17 protein-coding genes are annotated in these 15,429 nt (G+C 67.7%); 2 read left to right on the plus strand and 15 right to left on the minus strand.

What is annotated here, in order from left to right; genetic code table 11:
- Positions 1 to 668: 668 nt before the first annotated feature.
- The 7 genes from HFP89_RS09845 to HFP89_RS09875 form a co-directional block, all read right to left on the minus strand.
- A complete protein-coding gene (locus HFP89_RS09845; RefSeq protein WP_168717491.1) occupies positions 669 to 1,052 on the minus strand; it encodes a protein YgfX in 384 nt (127 codons plus the stop codon).
- A 3-nt stretch (positions 1,053 to 1,055) separates the two neighbouring features.
- On the minus strand, positions 1,056 to 1,310 hold the full coding sequence (locus HFP89_RS09850; RefSeq protein ID WP_168717492.1) for a succinate dehydrogenase assembly factor 2: 255 nt from the start codon (positions 1,308 to 1,310) through the stop codon (positions 1,056 to 1,058).
- Positions 1,311 to 1,387: 77 nt separating this feature from the next.
- Positions 1,388 to 2,173, minus strand: a complete 786-nt coding sequence (locus HFP89_RS09855; RefSeq protein ID WP_168717493.1) for a succinate dehydrogenase iron-sulfur subunit — start codon at positions 2,171 to 2,173, stop codon at positions 1,388 to 1,390.
- A gap of 39 nt (positions 2,174 to 2,212) precedes the next feature.
- Positions 2,213 to 4,003, minus strand: a complete 1,791-nt coding sequence (gene sdhA / locus HFP89_RS09860; protein ID WP_168717494.1) for a succinate dehydrogenase flavoprotein subunit — start codon at positions 4,001 to 4,003, stop codon at positions 2,213 to 2,215.
- 76 nt (positions 4,004 to 4,079) lie between these two features.
- Entirely contained in the window at positions 4,080 to 4,463 is a 384-nt protein-coding gene (gene sdhD / locus HFP89_RS09865; protein ID WP_168717495.1) for a succinate dehydrogenase, hydrophobic membrane anchor protein, read from the minus strand.
- Positions 4,460 to 4,864 (minus strand): succinate dehydrogenase, cytochrome b556 subunit, encoded by a 405-nt coding sequence (gene sdhC, locus HFP89_RS09870; protein WP_168717496.1) that lies wholly within the window; start codon positions 4,862 to 4,864, stop codon positions 4,460 to 4,462. Before sdhC ends, sdhD begins: the two co-directional genes overlap by 4 nt.
- A gap of 103 nt (positions 4,865 to 4,967) precedes the next feature.
- Complete coding sequence (locus HFP89_RS09875) at positions 4,968 to 5,189, minus strand: succinate dehydrogenase assembly factor 4 (protein ID WP_168717497.1); 222 nt, start codon at positions 5,187 to 5,189, stop codon at positions 4,968 to 4,970.
- 41 nt (positions 5,190 to 5,230) lie between these two features.
- Here HFP89_RS09875 and HFP89_RS09880 point away from each other — a divergent pair, with 41 nt between their 5' ends.
- On the plus strand, positions 5,231 to 6,046 hold the full coding sequence (locus HFP89_RS09880) for a folate-binding protein YgfZ (protein ID WP_168717498.1): 816 nt from the start codon (positions 5,231 to 5,233) through the stop codon (positions 6,044 to 6,046).
- 250 nt (positions 6,047 to 6,296) lie between these two features.
- Entirely contained in the window at positions 6,297 to 7,034 is a 738-nt protein-coding gene (locus tag HFP89_RS09885) for a PhnD/SsuA/transferrin family substrate-binding protein (RefSeq protein ID WP_168717499.1), read from the plus strand.
- 112 nt (positions 7,035 to 7,146) lie between these two features.
- Here HFP89_RS09885 and HFP89_RS09890 read toward each other — a convergent pair whose 3' ends face one another.
- From HFP89_RS09890 to HFP89_RS09925, 8 genes are all read right to left on the minus strand, one after another.
- Positions 7,147 to 7,968: a class I SAM-dependent methyltransferase gene (locus HFP89_RS09890; protein ID WP_168717500.1), complete on the minus strand. Its 822-nt coding sequence runs from the start codon at positions 7,966 to 7,968 to the stop codon at positions 7,147 to 7,149.
- Positions 7,969 to 8,251: 283 nt separating this feature from the next.
- A complete protein-coding gene (gene pgsA / locus HFP89_RS09895; protein WP_168717501.1) occupies positions 8,252 to 8,815 on the minus strand; it encodes a CDP-diacylglycerol--glycerol-3-phosphate 3-phosphatidyltransferase in 564 nt (187 codons plus the stop codon).
- Between the two features lie 65 nt (positions 8,816 to 8,880).
- Positions 8,881 to 10,704 (minus strand): excinuclease ABC subunit UvrC, encoded by a 1,824-nt coding sequence (gene uvrC / locus HFP89_RS09900; protein WP_168717502.1) that lies wholly within the window; start codon positions 10,702 to 10,704, stop codon positions 8,881 to 8,883.
- Positions 10,701 to 11,192: a low molecular weight protein-tyrosine-phosphatase gene (locus HFP89_RS09905; RefSeq protein ID WP_168717503.1), complete on the minus strand. Its 492-nt coding sequence runs from the start codon at positions 11,190 to 11,192 to the stop codon at positions 10,701 to 10,703. Before HFP89_RS09905 ends, uvrC begins: the two co-directional genes overlap by 4 nt.
- A gap of 288 nt (positions 11,193 to 11,480) precedes the next feature.
- Complete coding sequence (gene kdsB / locus HFP89_RS09910) at positions 11,481 to 12,257, minus strand: 3-deoxy-manno-octulosonate cytidylyltransferase (RefSeq protein ID WP_168717504.1); 777 nt, start codon at positions 12,255 to 12,257, stop codon at positions 11,481 to 11,483.
- The gene (gene lpxK / locus HFP89_RS09915) at positions 12,254 to 13,243 is read right to left on the minus strand and encodes a tetraacyldisaccharide 4'-kinase (protein WP_206212312.1); all 990 of its coding nucleotides are present in this window, start codon (positions 13,241 to 13,243) and stop codon (positions 12,254 to 12,256) included. Before lpxK ends, kdsB begins: the two co-directional genes overlap by 4 nt.
- Positions 13,240 to 14,997, minus strand: coding sequence for a lipid A export permease/ATP-binding protein MsbA (gene msbA, locus HFP89_RS09920; protein WP_168717505.1), 1,758 nt, complete (start codon positions 14,995 to 14,997; stop codon positions 13,240 to 13,242). The genes lpxK and msbA overlap by 4 nt, the downstream gene beginning before the upstream one ends.
- On the minus strand, positions 14,994 to 15,419 hold the full coding sequence (locus HFP89_RS09925; RefSeq protein WP_168717506.1) for a biopolymer transporter ExbD: 426 nt from the start codon (positions 15,417 to 15,419) through the stop codon (positions 14,994 to 14,996). Before HFP89_RS09925 ends, msbA begins: the two co-directional genes overlap by 4 nt.
- Positions 15,420 to 15,429: the final 10 nt, after the last annotated feature.

The following is a 15,429-nucleotide window of genomic DNA, read 5'->3' on the forward strand; positions in this document are numbered from 1 at the left end:
GCCGCCGGACACGGCTCCGGCAAGACGCGAAGAAAGCAAACCACCTCTCAGCCGCTTGTGGCCGACCAGCGACACACCGGCCTGGCCCTGGCTTCTCGGATGCATCCGGGGCCACTGTAAACCGCAGCCGGAGCGAGCCAGGGCGCGGGCCGAACACCGGCCCACCGACGCAATCCGGAAGCCCCTTCGCGTTCCGCCGCCTGTAAGAGCGCTTTTGCCTACTTTTGTCGCGACTGACAAAAGTAGGTCGCCAGAAAGCGGACGAAGTCCGCGTGGCGAAACGCTTGTAGCCAGAACCCCGGCACAGCCGCCGGACACGGCTCCGGCAAGACGCGAAGAAAGCAAACCACCTCTCAGCCGCTTGTGGCCGACCAGCGACACACCGGCCTGGCCCTGGCTTCGAGGATGCATCCGGGGCCACTGTAAACCGCAGCCGGAGTGAGCCAGGGCGCTTCGCAGACACCGGCCCACCGACACAGTCCGGAAGCCCCATCGCGTTCCGCCGCCTTCGAAGAGCGCTTTTGCCTACTTCTGTCGCGATTGACAAAAGCAGGTCGCCGGAACGCGCGAAGCGCGTGGCGAAACGCTTGTAGTCCGAACCCCGGCATGAACAGCCGGACCCGGCTCCAACGAGCCCTGCAGAAAACAACGACCACGCGACAGCACAGTCACCCTCCTCCCCCGGACCGCAATGCCACCCGCAGGCGGCGCCAGCCGTCGGGATCGAGTTCGTCGCGGAACAGGCCGAATCGGCTCGAACCGGCGACAGGGTCATGCACGGTGAAGGCGCAGTAGAAGCCGCTGCAGTAGGCCGGCTGCAAGGCACCCTGCAGACACTGGCCGGACGGTGTCCGGAGCCGGATCCGGCCGCCCTCGATTCGCTCGACGTGGTGGCGTCCGGGCGAGCCGAGGAGCGCGTGAACGACAACGGCAACAACGAACAGCGTCGCCGGCAGTGCGGCCCAGGGTGAAATCGGTGCGGTAACGGCGGCGAGCACGGCCAGCGCGCCGACCAGGGTGACCAGCCAGGCGCGGGCCGAGGGTCCCGCCACGTTTCAGGCCCTGCGCGCGACGATTCGGCCGACCAGGTCGACGAGTGCCGGATCGGCCGGCGTCGCGCGACCCGTCACCCAGTCCCACAAGGCATCGTCCTCGGCATCGAGCAGCTGGAGAAAGGTTGCGCGGGTCCCGGCATCGGCTGAATCCCAGTGCCGCTCGACCCAGCCGGTCAGCAACGTATCGAGTTCTCTCATGCCACGGCGGCAGCGCCAGCGCAGCTGGGAGATCGTTACGGAGGCCGGGTCAGCCATCGCCGGGTCGAGTCGATTGCACTGCCGATCGGGGCGCGGGCACCACCGGGAGGTCCGGCGCAGCCGTGCCGAGCGGTTCAGACGCCACGACGCTGGAGCATCATCTTCTTGATCTCCGCGATGGCCTTGGCCGGGTTGAGGCCCTTCGGGCAGGTCTTCGCGCAGTTCATGATGGTGTGACAGCGATAGAGCTTGAACGGGTCTTCCAGTGCATCCAGGCGCTCACCGGTGGCTTCGTCGCGCGAGTCGGCCAGCCATCGATAGGCCTGCAGCAGGATCGCCGGGCCGAGATAGCGGTCGCCGTTCCACCAGTAGCTGGGGCAGGACGTCGTGCAGCAGGCGCACAGGATGCACTCGTAGAGTCCGTCCAGCTGCGCGCGGTCCTCGCGGGACTGCAGGCGCTCCTTGTCGGGCGGCGCCGGGCTCTGGGTGCGGATCCACGGGCGGATCGAGGCGTACTGCGCATAGAAGTGGGTCAGGTCCGGCACCAGGTCCTTGACCACCGGCATGTGCGGCAGCGGGTAGATCTTCACATCGCCCTTGATCTCGTCGATGCCCTTGGTGCAGGCCAGCGTATTGGTGCCGTCGATGTTGAACGCGCAGGAGCCGCAGATTCCTTCGCGACAGGAGCGTCGGAAGGTCAGCGTCGGGTCGTATTCGTTCTTGATCTTGATCAGCGCGTCGAGCACCATCGGCCCGCACTTGTCCAGGTCCACGTCGAACCGGTCGATGCGCGGGTTCTCGCCGGAATCGGGATCCCAGCGGTAGATGCGGAAGGTCTTGGTCCGCGACGCCCCGTCCGGGGCCGGGAACTGCTTGCCTTCGCGGATCCGGGAGTTCTTCGGAAGTCGGAATTCAGCCATGGATACGGTTCCGTCTCGTTCGTGGGCGGGTGGCGAGGATCAGTAGGTCCGCTTCTTCGGCGGGATCACGTCGACGTCGTCGGACAGCGTGTACATGTGCACCGGCCGGTAATCGATCGTGGTGCCGCCCTTGTCGTCCATCCAGATCAGGCTGTGCTTCATCCAGTTCTCGTCGTCGCGATCCGGATGGTCCTCGTGGGCATGCGCGCCGCGCGATTCCTTGCGGTTCTCGGCCGAGGCCATGGTCGTGACCGCGTTGCCGAGCAGGTTGCGCAGCTCCAGGGTCTCGACCAGGTCGGAGTTCCAGATCATGCCGCGGTCGGAAACCTTGACGTCATCGAAGGCCGCGTTGATCTCGCGGATCCTCTCCAGCCCCTGGGCCAGCGTTTCGTCGGTGCGAAACACCGCCGCGTCTTCCTGCATCGTACGCTGCATGCGATTGCGGATCTCGGCCGTTGCGCTGCTGCCGTCGGCGTGACGGATCCGGTCGAATTCACCGATCAGGCCATCGACGATGTCGGCCGACAGGGTCTTGTGCGACTGGTTCGGCTTCATGGTCGCGGCACATCGCTTCGCGACGGCACGGCCGAACACGATCAGGTCGAGCAGCGAGTTCGAGCCCAGCCGGTTCGCGCCGTGGACGGACACGCAGCCGGCCTCGCCGATCGCGTAGAGCCCCTGGACCACGGCATCCGGATCGCCGTCCTTGAGCGTGACCACTTCGCCGTGGTAGTTGGTCGGAATGCCGCCCATGTTGTAATGCACGGTCGGGAGTACCGGGATCGGTTCCCGGGTCACATCGACGCCTGCGAAGATCTTCGCGGTCTCGGCGATGCCGGGCAGCCGTTCGTTGATGACCTCGGGTCCGAGGTGCTGCAGGTTCAGGTGGATGTGGTCGCCGTCGGCACCGACGCCGCGTCCCTCGCGGATTTCGATCGTCATCGAGCGGGACACCACGTCGCGCGAGGCCAGGTCCTTGGCGTTCGGCGCGTAGCGTTCCATGAAGCGTTCGCCCTCGGCGTTGGTCAGGTAGCCGCCCTCGCCCCGAACGCCCTCGGTAATCAGGCAACCGGCGCCGTAGACCCCGGTCGGATGGAACTGGACGAACTCCATGTCCTGCAGCGGCAGGCCTGCGCGCAGCACCATGCCGTTGCCGTCGCCGGTGCAGGTATGGGCCGAGGTCGCCGACAGCCAGGCACGACCGTAGCCGCCGGTGGCCAGGATCACGGCATGGGCGCGGAACACATGCAGCTTGCCGGTGGACAGGTCCCAGGCCAGTACGCCGCGACAGGCCCCTTCCTCGTCCATGATCAGGTCGATGGCGAAGAACTCGATGAAGAATTGCGCGTCGTGCTTCAGCGACTGCTGGTAGAGCGTATGCAGGATGGCGTGACCGGTGCGGTCGGCCGCCGCGCAGGTGCGCTGTGCGGTGCCCTCACCGAAATGCGTGGTCATGCCGCCGAACGGACGCTGATAGATCTTGCCTTCTTCGGTGCGCGAGAACGGCACACCGAAATGCTCGAGCTCGATCACCGACGGGATGGCCTCGCGGCACATGTATTCGATCGCGTCCTGGTCACCCAGCCAGTCCGACCCCTTGATGGTGTCGTACATGTGCCAGCGCCAGTCGTCCTCGCCCATGTTGCCGAGGGCTGCGCTCATCCCGCCCTGCGCGGCGACGGTGTGCGAGCGGGTCGGGAACACCTTGGTGACGCAGGCAGTATTCAGGCCGGTCGCAGCCAGGCCCATGGTGGCGCGCAGACCGGCACCACCGGCGCCGACGACGACCACGTCGTATTCATGCGTTTCGATCTCGTAGTTCTTGGACATCGGGGAATTCGAATCCTTGCAGCGTTTCTTGTCGAGCAGCGCTTCCGGCGCGGGGAGGATGCAGCGCAGCGGCGCGTCAGTTGGCGAACGCGACGTCGAGAATGGACACCACCGCGATCAGTGCACCGAAAATCGCGCCGGCGGCCACGAGAACCTGCAGTGCAAGCTCCGTCGGGCGATGGTGGATGTAGTCGCCGATCACGACCTGCAGCCCGAGTCGACCGTGGTAGAACGAGGCCAGCACGAACAGGATGGCCATCGCAGCATTCCACGGCGACGCCAGCCAGGCCGAGGCGGTCTCGAAATCGGCCCCCGCCAGGACCGAAAGCGCCCACACCAGCCACAGCACCAGCGGGACCAGCAGAATCGCACTGAACCGCTGCGACCACCAGTGATCGACACCGTCTCCGGCCGCGCCGTGGTTGTGTGCGTTGGCAAGCGGATTTCTCAGCGGCTTCATGCAGCACCTCCCAGCATCGGAACCAGCCAGACGATGGCGGTGAGCACGAACGCGCCGATGACCACTGCGACTCCCGACGCCTTGGCCGGGCCGAGTTCGAGCATCATCCCGGCGTCCCAGAACAGGTGACGGATGCCGTTGAGCAGGTGATAGAACAGCGCCAGCGTCCACCCCACCAGCACGGCGACGACCAGCGGCGCCGACAGCCACCCGGTCACGGTCGCGAAGGCATCCGGGCCGGACGCCAGCGCAACCAGCCAGGCCACCACGAGCAGGGTTCCTGCCGACAGCAGCAGCCCGGTGATCCGATGCAGGATGGACAGTACCGACGTCCATTGCGGACGATAGATCTGCAGATGCGGGGAAAGAGGTCGTTGGTCTTCGGTGGTACGCGTGGTCATTCTTGCCTGCCGGGTTTCGGTGGATTCCAGGGTCTGATGCAGTCCGGGACCTGAGGATCGGCTCGACGACGCGAACGCGAGACCGGCCCCGGCGTGCGCAAGGTCAGAAATCGATACAGCGCCCGTTCTTTTCCCAATCGCCGTACCGGGTGGGCTCGGGGCCCTTCCGACCGCCGTATTCGCGGGGCCGCTCGTCGCCATCGACGCTGCGCTCGGGTGCCCTCTCCCGCGCCACGCGGTCGGACGGGTCGTTCGGCACACTGCGGCCGCGGCGATCGCTCCGACTCGCGTCGGGCGCGCGAGGAACTTCGCTGTTCTCTACCATGTCTGCATTCTACCGCCATGCCGTGAGTGGATGTCATGACGATGCACCCGAAATCCGACTGCCCGCCCTTGCCGGAGCTGGCATCGCTGTCGATCGAAGGCCCCGATGCCGCTGCGTTTCTCCAGGCCCAGTTGACCGCCGACGTCGCGGCCATGCCACCGGATCGCTGGTCACCCGCCGCCTGGTGCGACCCCAGGGGTCGCGTGCTCGCCGTGATGCTGGTCCTGCCGGGTCCACCGACGTTCCTTGTTGCGCTGCCCGGCCCTGTTGCCGAACAGGTGCGCACCCGCATGGACATGTTCAGGATCGGTCGGAAAGTGACGATTTCCGTCGGCAAGGAGGCCGGCCCCGGCGGCAATGGTGCCCCGCTCGCCCACGATCCGGACCGCCGTCTCGGCATTCCGGACTCGCCGCCGAGCGAGGCCGACCGGGCCGCCTGGTGGGCGGCCGAGGTCGATGCCGGCATGCCGTGGATCCTGCCCGACACCGCAGGCCGGTTCCTGCCGCAGATGCTGGGTCTCGAACGGCTCGGCGGCCTGAGTTACCGCAAGGGCTGCTATCCCGGCCAGGAAGTCGTCGCCCGCGTCCATTATCGGGGCCGGGTCACCCAGCGCCTGGCGCGGTTCGAACTCCTCGGCCCGGCACCCGGCGCCGGCCAGGCCCTCGATCTCGGTGACTGTGCCGGAACGGTTCTCTACGCGGTCGACATCCGGGCGGCGGTTCCGACCAGCCGGGGGTTGATGGTCGTTCCCGCCAACGCTCGGCCGGAACCCGGCGGCAGCGGCGACTCGCATTCCCGGACGCTTCGATGGGCGTTGGTTGAGCCGAATCACGCTGTGCTACCATCCGGCCCGTAAATTGCATTTTCATTCAAGAAGCGAACAACAACTGCTCGATGAAAATCTGCAACGGGGTCAGACAACGATGAACATCCGCTCGAACAGGTCGTCGCGATCGACCGAATCCGTCCTCCGATTCCTGCTCCCTCCGCTTCTTGTCCTGTTCGTGCTGGTCTCGAACACGACAGCTGCGCAGGACGAGCCGACAGAACCGCAGGCTGCGGCTGCCGAAGCGGGCGCCGAACGCGTCGAGGTACCGATCCAGGACGTGACCGGCCCGATCGAACTGCTGGTCAACCCGATCTACCTGCCCGACCAGGCCGAACTGGTCTACCAGCCGTTGATCGACTACCTGCGGGAAGTCACCGGGCTGGATCTTCGCCTGGCCACGGTCCGGAACTTCCATCGATACTGGCTGGAAGCCCGCCGGGACGATGCCGCGCCGCTGATCCTCGAAGATTCGCACATGGCCGCCTGGCGAATGAACAACCATGGCTACACGCCGCTGGTGACCACGCAGCGTCCGATCACGTTCTCGCTGCTGGCCAGCAATGCCAGCATGGAGCCCTCGCTCGACGAATTCGTCGGCAAGCGGGTCTCCACGCTGCCGTCGCCAAGCCTCGGTTTTCTCATCCTCAGTTCCTGGTACGACAATCCGCTGCAGCAACCGGTGATCCTGTCCAATGCCAGCTCGTGGCTGGACGCCGTGGAGATCGTGTTCTCGATGGAAGCCGACGCGGCCATCGTGCCGCGCGGCATCGCCGAGAAGTACCCCAACCTGGTGACCGTGGCGACATCCGAAGAACTGCCGGGCATGACGCTGTCGGCCGGCCCGGGCGTACCGGAAAGCGTGCGGCAAGCGCTGGTCGAGGCGATGAGCGTGCTGCACGAGAATCCCGACCACCACGCGGCGCTGTTCGAACTGGACGTGGACCGGTTCGTGCAGGCCGATCCGGCCGACTACACCGACCTCGATCGCTGGCTGAACAACATCTTCGCGCTCTGAGGCGAGTCGTCGCCCCGGGGTTTTTCGACCCCGCGCCGGCTTCAACGATCGAAACGGCAGCCCTGGCGGCTGCCGTTTTCGTTAGCGACGCCCGAGCGTCCCGATCCGACGGTCAGCGACGAGCGACCAGGTAGGCGATCCAGCCCGCGTCGGCGTCGCCCTGTTCGGTTGCGGTGTAGATGCCGTCGCCCTCGCCGGTTTCTTCGTCGGTGCCTTCCCAGTAGATTTCGGCCGACGAGAACCCGGCTTCGAGCAACAGCTCGCGGACCTCGGGCAGCGTCCACAGCCGCCAGTGATAGACGAAGGCGTCGTGCAGTTCCGATCCGTCCGGAAATTCGAAGTGGATCCTGCAGGTCATGTGCTGGTTGATCGGATTGAACGCGTCCTGATCCCAGACGTAGGTGAAATCGTCGTGCTCGGTGCGTTCCTCCAGCTCCTGGTGGGCCTCGTAGCCGCCGAAGGCGTCGAGGAACAGGATGCCGTCGTCGACCAGTGCGGCGCGCGCCCGCTCGAAATAGCGGCGCAGCCTGTCGCGAGTGGTGAACAGGTAATAACTGAAGTTCATCGCCAGCACCGCGTCGACCTTCGGTGTTTCGACCTCCAGCACGTCGCCTTCGACCAATTCGATGCGCGCACGCGCATCGGCGGACAGGCGAGCAAGATGATGTTCGCGCCCCCAGTCCAGGGTCGGCCGATCCAGATCGACACCGATCGCCCGGTGCGCCTCGCCCTGCCCGACCCAGTACGCCGAGGTATGGGCGGTGCCGCAGAAATCCTCGCGGATCGACGCCAGCGGTCGCCCGGCGAGGGCCTCGAAGGTCTCGGACACGAACTCCATTTCCGATTCCGGGTCTTGCACGCTGGCCTCGTACAGCACATGCCGATCGGCCCGCTCGGCCATCGTGGTCTGCTTGTTCTTCTTCGCTTTCGCCATGTTGTTCCCTAGGGTTCCGATGAGGTGGAGAACGCCTGCGATTCCGGGCCGGGGAGCCCGGGCCCTTCGTGCGCGGGATCGCCGGCGCGCAGGTGTCCGGAGCGCACTTCGTGTGCGTGAGGAACCCGAGCACCGCCGAGCCCGACCGGCATGCTCGAAGAGCAGGTCCGGGCCGAGCGTTCGTGAGGTCCTCTGTGCGTGGGATCGCCGGCGCGCAGGTGTCCGGAGCGCACTTCGTGTGCGTGAGGAACCCGAGCACCGCCGAGCCCGCGCACAGAGGACCTCACGAGCGCTCGGCCGTGATTGCAGGCCAGGCGGAGCGCAGGTAGATCACCATCGACCAGATCGTCAACCCCGCCGCAATCACCAGCAGCACGCGCCCGATCGTCATGACCGGAAGATCCAGCAACGGCTCGCCATACAGCAGGAAGCCGATCGCGACCATCTGGAAGACGGTCTTGGACTTGCCGACCGCCGAGACCCTGACGCGGGCCCGCTGGCCGATCTCGGCCATCCATTCCCGCAGCGCGGAAATCGTGATCTCGCGACCGAGGATGATCGCCGCGGCCAGCGCCAGCAGGATCTCGGGGTGCTTCTGCACGATCAGAACCAGCGCCACGGCGACCAGCAGCTTGTCGGCGACCGGGTCGAGAAAGGCCCCGAACGGGCTCATCATCTCGTAGCGGCGCGCGATCCAGCCATCGGCCCAGTCAGTGATCCCCGCGGCGATGAACAGGCCGACGACGACTTCGTTCGACCAACCGTACGGCAGGTAGAACACGACAACGAGCACCGGAATGATCACGATGCGCAGCAGGGTCAGGACGGTGGGAAGGTTGAGGGTCAAGGCCGGTGGAGAGTTGGAGCGGTCCCGATATGGTACGCGGTTCGGTCGCGCCGTGGCCACGTACGTCAGTCCCGGAGCTGACGATAGATCGCCTCGGCCAGTTGCGCATTGATGCCGTCGACGCGCATCAGCTCCTCGACCCCGGCGGCGCGCACGCCCTTGAGGCCGCCGAAATGGTTGAGCAACTGCTGTCGGCGCTTCGGTCCTACCCCGGGGACGGCCTCCAGCGGCGAGGCGGTGGCACGCTTCTGGCGGCGTTTCCGATGGCCGCGCACGGCAAAGCGATGCGCCTCGTCGCGAATGCGCTGGGCCAGCAGCGACGCCGGATGGTTCGGCCCGGGCACGGCTTCGCGCCCGGCCATCACCCAGGTCTCGTGGCCGGCCCGGCGGGCCGGCCCCTTGGCGATGCCGACCACCGGCAGCGCATCCAGCCCCAGTTCGGCAAGCACGGCACGGGCCCGGTCGGACTGGCCGCGCCCCCCGTCGATCAGCACCAGGTCGGGAAGCTGAGCGGGATCCTCCTCGAGCACGCGCCGATACCGCCGGCGCAGCGCCTGCTCCATGGCCGCATAGTCGTCGCCCGGCGTGATGCCCTCGATGTTGAAGGTCCGGTAGAACTTCTTCTGCATGCCCCGATCGGTGTGGACGACGCAGGAGGCCACCGTCTCGGTGCCGGAGATGTGGCTGATATCGAAGCACTCGATCCGGGCCGGCGGCGCATCGAGCTTCAGCAGCTCGGCCAGGGCGGCCAGTTCGCGTCCGACCTGGTCGCGCTCCGACAGCCGGCGGCGCAGCGCATCGCGCGCGTTGGACTCGGCCATCTGGATCCACTGCCGCCGGTCACCGCGGACCCGGCTGGCGATCTTCAGCGGCCGCTGCCGCCGGCTCTTGAGTGCCTCGGTCAGGAGCTCGTCATCGGCCGGCCGGACCGAAACCAGGATCTCGGCCGGCGGCAGCCGCTCGGCGTAGTACTGGCCGAGGAATGCAGCCATGATGTCGGGCTCGTGGGCGTCGGCCTCGACATTGGTCGGAAAGAAGCTGCGCCCGCCGACGTTACGGCCGGCACGGAACTCCACGACCTGCACCGCGACCGTTCCGCCCTCGGCGGCCAGAGCGATGACATCGAGCTCCTCGGCGCCGTCGGTGACGAACTGGCTGGACTGGATCTTCCGGATCGCCTGGATGCGGTCGCGCAGCTGGGCCGCGGCTTCGAAGTCCAGGGCCTTCGAGGCCGTCTGCATGCGCTCGCCGAGGTGCTCGACGACCGTCTCGTTCTCGCCCTTCAGGAACGCCCGGGCCGCGTCGACGTCGGCCGCGTAGTCACGCTCGGAGATCAGCCCCACGCAGGGCGCCGTGCAGCGCTTGATCTGGTACTGCAGGCACGGACGGGTGCGGTTCTTGAACACGCTGTCGCGGCACTGGCGGACGCCGAACAGGCGGTAGACCTGGTTCAGCGCCTCGCGCACCGCCCCGGCGCTGGAATACGGGCCGAAGTACTCGCCGGGCCGCGAGCGGCCACCGCGATAGAAGCCGATCCGCGGAAACTCCTGCTGCGTGGTCAGGCGGATCCACGGATAGCTCTTGTCGTCGCGCAGGTTGATGTTGTAGCGCGGCCGCAGCGCCTTGATCCATTCGTTCTCCAGCAGCAGCGCCTCGGCCTCGGTCCGGGTGATGCTGACTTCGATGGCCCGGATCTTCGACACCATCAGACCGATCCGCGGGCCCTTGTCGCGACGGTCGAAATAGCTGGAGACGCGCTTGCGAAGGTTGCGCGCCTTGCCGACGTAGAGCGGCCGGCCCTGCTCGTCGCGCATCAGGTAGACGCCCGGCGCCTGGGCCAGGTTGCGCGCGAACGCGCGGCCGTCGAATTCGGTCTTCGAGCCGCTCATTCCGGCGTCGTGCCGCGCTCCCGACCAGCGGCGGAGGCCAGCTCTTCGGCCAGCGCCAGTGCGGCAGCCTGCAGCATGTCGATGACGCGCACGAACCCGTCGTCGCCGCCGTAGTACGGGTCGGGCACTTCGTCGAGCCCGTACTCCGGCACCAGTTCCATGATCAGGCGCACCTCGGCGCGCGCATCGGCCGGACGGATGCGGGCCAGCACCTCGAAATTCGCCCGGTCCATGACGAAGATCCGGTCGAAGGCGTGAAAGTCGTTCTCCGCCACCTGGCGGGCGATGTCGTCGGCGATGTCGATGCCGACCGCCGATGCGGCGCGAATCGCCCGGGCATCGGGCCGCCGGCCGACGTGGTACTCATGGGTGCCGGCCGATGCACTCTCGAACGCGATCCCGCGCTCGCGCAACGTGGCGTCGAACACGCCCTTTGCCGTCGGACTGCGGCAGATATTGCCCATGCAGACGTAGAGAATTCGGGTCATCGTCAATCTCCGTGTACTGGGAACACGCTGGACAAGTCTACGCGGCGCTCCGGAGCGCTGGTCACGGCCCGTGCGGATCGGGCATTCCGATCGACCCGACCCGACCCGACCGCCCCGCGCAATATGCCCCGCCCCCGGCCCGGGAGCGGCAACGAAGGCGCGTGGTGGCCAGCGCTGGGGAATCCGCCGTTCGTGAATGCAAGCCGGTGGCGATTTCGACCTCCCGGTGACCTCGGGTCGAGGTCGACTTCATCGTTGCCTCGATCGATTCGCACCCTGCATGGGTTCTCAGAGATCGCCTCGGCTCGCAAATCGCGTGCGCATCGCTTCGAGGTCGGCCGGCGTGTCCACACCGGGCGGCATCGGCTCGACACCCTCAGCGACCACGATCCGCCAGCCTGCTTCGAGCGCCCTGAGCTGTTCGAGCGACTCCAGCTCGGCCAGCCGGCTGCGCGGCAGGCGATTCCAGCGTCGCAGTGCGCCGACGCGGTAGGCGTACAGGCCGACGTGCCGACGAGCCGTGCCGGCCGGCCAGTCGCCGTCGCGGACGGCCGGCACCGGGGCCCGGCTGAAGTACAAGGCGTTGCCCGAGGCATCGGCGATCAGCTTGACCACGTTCGGATCGCGCCATTCCTCGACCGCTTCGATGCGGGTCCACAGCGTGGCCATTTCGGCATCGGGACGCGACTCCAGCAGTGCCGCCAGCTGGTGGATGCAGGCAACCGGCACCGCCGGCTCGTCGCCCTGGACGTTGACGACCACCGCGGCATCGTCCAGGGCCAGGCGCTCGACCGCCTCGGCCAGGCGCGAGGTGCCTGAATCGTGATCGGTCGCGGTCGGCACGACCCGGCCGCCGGCGGCTTCGACCGCCTCGGTGATGGCCTGGCTGTCGGTCGCGACATGCACCGACGCTGCACCGGCGGTCAGGGCGCGTTCGACCACACGCACGATCAGCGGCCGGCCGCCGAGGTCGGCCAGCGCCTTGCGCGGCAGACGCGTGGATTCCAGCCGGGCCGGGATCATGACGTGGAACACGCCGCGATCGGAATGCTGCAACTCGCTCATGCCCCGAATTCTCGCACATGGGCCCGAACCCGCCCGAGCAGCGCATCGGGCAGCTCGGCTCGAACGGTCGCAACGTACAGGTCATCGCGAACCATCCGATCGAGCCGGGCGGCATCCTTGGTCGTCATGACCACCGGCCCGGGCAGCGCGGCCAGCCAGTCCGGGTCGATCGGCGCGTGATCGGCCAGCCGATGGCGACGCAGCTCGAAGCCGGCGGTTCGCAGCGACTCGAAGAAGCCGGCCGGATCGGCGATCCCGGCCACGGCGTCGATGGTCTGCCCGAACGAACCCAGCTCGGACCGATCGGCGCACGATCGGATGCCGGTCGGCCGCAGCGTGAATGACTCGCCGTCGACCGGAATCGCGGCACGCTGCGGTGCCTTGACCAATATGGCATCGACCGAGGCAAGTCGGCTCAGCGGTTCGCGCAGCGGCCCGGCCGGCAACAGCGCGCCGTTGCCGAAGCCGCGACGGCCGTCGATCACGCAGATCTCGAAGCTGCGCGGCAGTGCCCGGTGCTGCAGCCCGTCGTCGCTGACGACGACCTCCGCACCCGCTGCCACCGCAGCGTCCAGCGCGGCGCGCCGGTCGGGGTCGATCCAGGTCGGCACGCCGGTCGCCCGATGCACGGCCAGCGCTTCATCGCCGGCCACGCTCGCTCGGTCGCCGGTTTCGACCCGGTGGGGATGCTTCGGCGGCCGGCCACCGTACCCGCGCGAAATCACCGCCACGGCATGGCCGGCCTCGGCCAGGTCACGGACCAGCGCTTCGACAACGGGCGTCTTGCCGCTGCCGCCGGCAGTCAGGTTGCCGATCACGATCACCGGCACCGGTGGACGGCCGGAAGGACGGCCGAGCCGGCCGGACGACAGCCGACCGTAGACCGCGGCCAGCGGCCGCAGCGGCCACGGCGGTCGGGCTCGTTCGTACCACCAGCGGTGGGCCCGCCGTTCCAGGCGCGCGCGCAGCGTCCGGGGAGTCGTCATACGGGGTCGGCGTGGCGGAACTGCGCGTGATACAGCGACTGATAGACGCCGTCGTCGCGCGCCAGCAGGTCGGCGTGCCGGCCCTGTTCGACGATCCGACCGCGATCCATGACCACCACCTGGTCGGCCCGTTCGACGGTAGTCAGCCGGTGCGCGATCACCAGCGTCGTGCGATTGGCCATCAACTGGTCCAGGCCGCGCTGGACTGCCTGTTCGGATTCGGCATCCAGCGCCGAGGTGGCCTCGTCGAGGATCAGGATCGGCGCATTCTTCAGCAGGGCCCGGGCGATCGCGATGCGCTGCTTCTGTCCGCCCGACAACTGCACGCCGCCGGCGCCGAGCCGGGTATCCAGACCGTCGGGCAGCGCGTCGATGAACTCGGTCGCGTGGGCCTGCCGGGCAGCCCGCTCGATCGCCGCTCGATCGACATCGTCGCGCTGGCCATAGCGGATGTTGGCCGCGACGGTGTCGTCGAACAGCACCGTCTGCTGGCCGACCAGTGCGATCTGGCGGCGAAGCGCCTCGAGATCGAAGTCGACCAGATCGACGCCGTCGATCAGGATTCGACCGGCCACCGGCGCATGGAAGCGCGGCAGCAGGCGCGCCAGGGTGGTCTTGCCCGAGCCCGAGCGGCCGACCAGAGCGGTGACGGTGCCGGGTTCGAGGACCAGATCGATGTCCTCGAGCACGCGCGGCCGGTGGTCCGGGTAGCGGAACGTCACCTGATCGAACACCACCTCGCCGCGCACCCGCTCCGGCGCATGGCTGCCGCCGCGAGGCTCGGGCTCCCGGTCGAGCACGTCGTAGATCGAATCGGCCGCAGCGATGCCCTTCTGGATCAGCACGTGCATGTTGGTCAACCGCTTCAGCGGCGGGATGGTCGCGACCATCGCGGCCAGCACCGACATGAAGATGCCGGCCGAGACATCGGCGCGCATGAACGGGCTGCCGGCGACGAGCAGCAGCACGACCACCGACACCCCGGCGGCCAGCTGGATCATCGACGAGGAAACCAGCTGGGTCGCGCGCAGCCTGAGATGCAGCCGCCGGTTCGATTCGTTGATCCGCTCGAAATCGCCGGCCTCTCGGCCCTGGCCGCCGAACACCCGGATGATCTCCTGGCCGTGCACGGCCTGCTCGGTTCGGTGGGTGACCGCCCCCATCGAATCCTGGATGCGCCGCGCGATGGTCCGGAACCGACGGCTGACGACGAACACCACGAACGCGATCACCGGCACCAGCAGCAGCATGGTCAGCGTCAGCCGCCACGACTGGATCAGCATGACGGTCAACAGGCCGACCACGGTCAGCAGGTCGCGGACGGTGCCGATCAGCGCGGTGGTCGCGGCCTGGGCGACCTGTTCGGTGTTGTAGGTCAGGCGCGAGATCATCGAGCCGCTGCCTTCGCGATCGAAGGCATGGATGGGCAGGTCCAGGTAGCGGCCGAACAGATCGCGACGCAGGTCGGCGATCAGTCGCCGGCCCAGCCATTCCATGCCGAACACGCCGCCGAAGTTGCCCGACACACGGATCACCACGGCCACCAGCACCAGCGCCGGCAGAACCGGCGAGAACGCCGGGCCGCTGGCCCCGAGCGTGTCGTCGATCAACGGGCGCAGCAGGTAGACGAACATCGCCTGGCCGGCGGCGTCCAGCGAAACCGCCAGCAGCGATCCGGCCACCACCCAGGGATGGCCGCGCAGGAAACCGAGCAGCCGACGGTAGATCGTCGCCGCCGCCGGCTGCTCGCTCACGGCTCCGACCCGTCCTCTTCGACGGTCGCGATACTGAGTCGCGAAATCCCCTGGGCGGCCGCGGCGTCCAGTGCACGGACGACCAGTTGATGGCGGGCATTGGCGTCGGCGCGGATCACCAGCGCCGCGTCGGGCGCCTCGTCGAAGGCCTGGCGCAGGGCCAGCTCCAGCGTCGGCTTGCGGGTATCGGCCAGCATCGACTCACCGAGGAAGTATTCGCCGGTTTCGGTCACCACCAGGTCGATCCGGTCGGCCACCGCTTCCTGGCGGGCAGTCGACGCCTCGGGCAACACGACGCGCAGCAGCGCCTGGCGCTCGAAGGTCGCCGAGACCATGAAGAAGATCAGCAGCAGGAAGACCACGTCGATCAACGACGTCAGGTTGATTTCCGGCTCCTCGTCCTGTTCGGTCTGCAGTTGCATCGGCGCGCTC

The organism is Wenzhouxiangella sp. XN79A, assembly GCF_012272825.1.
Classification (GTDB): Bacteria; Pseudomonadota; Gammaproteobacteria; order Xanthomonadales; family Wenzhouxiangellaceae.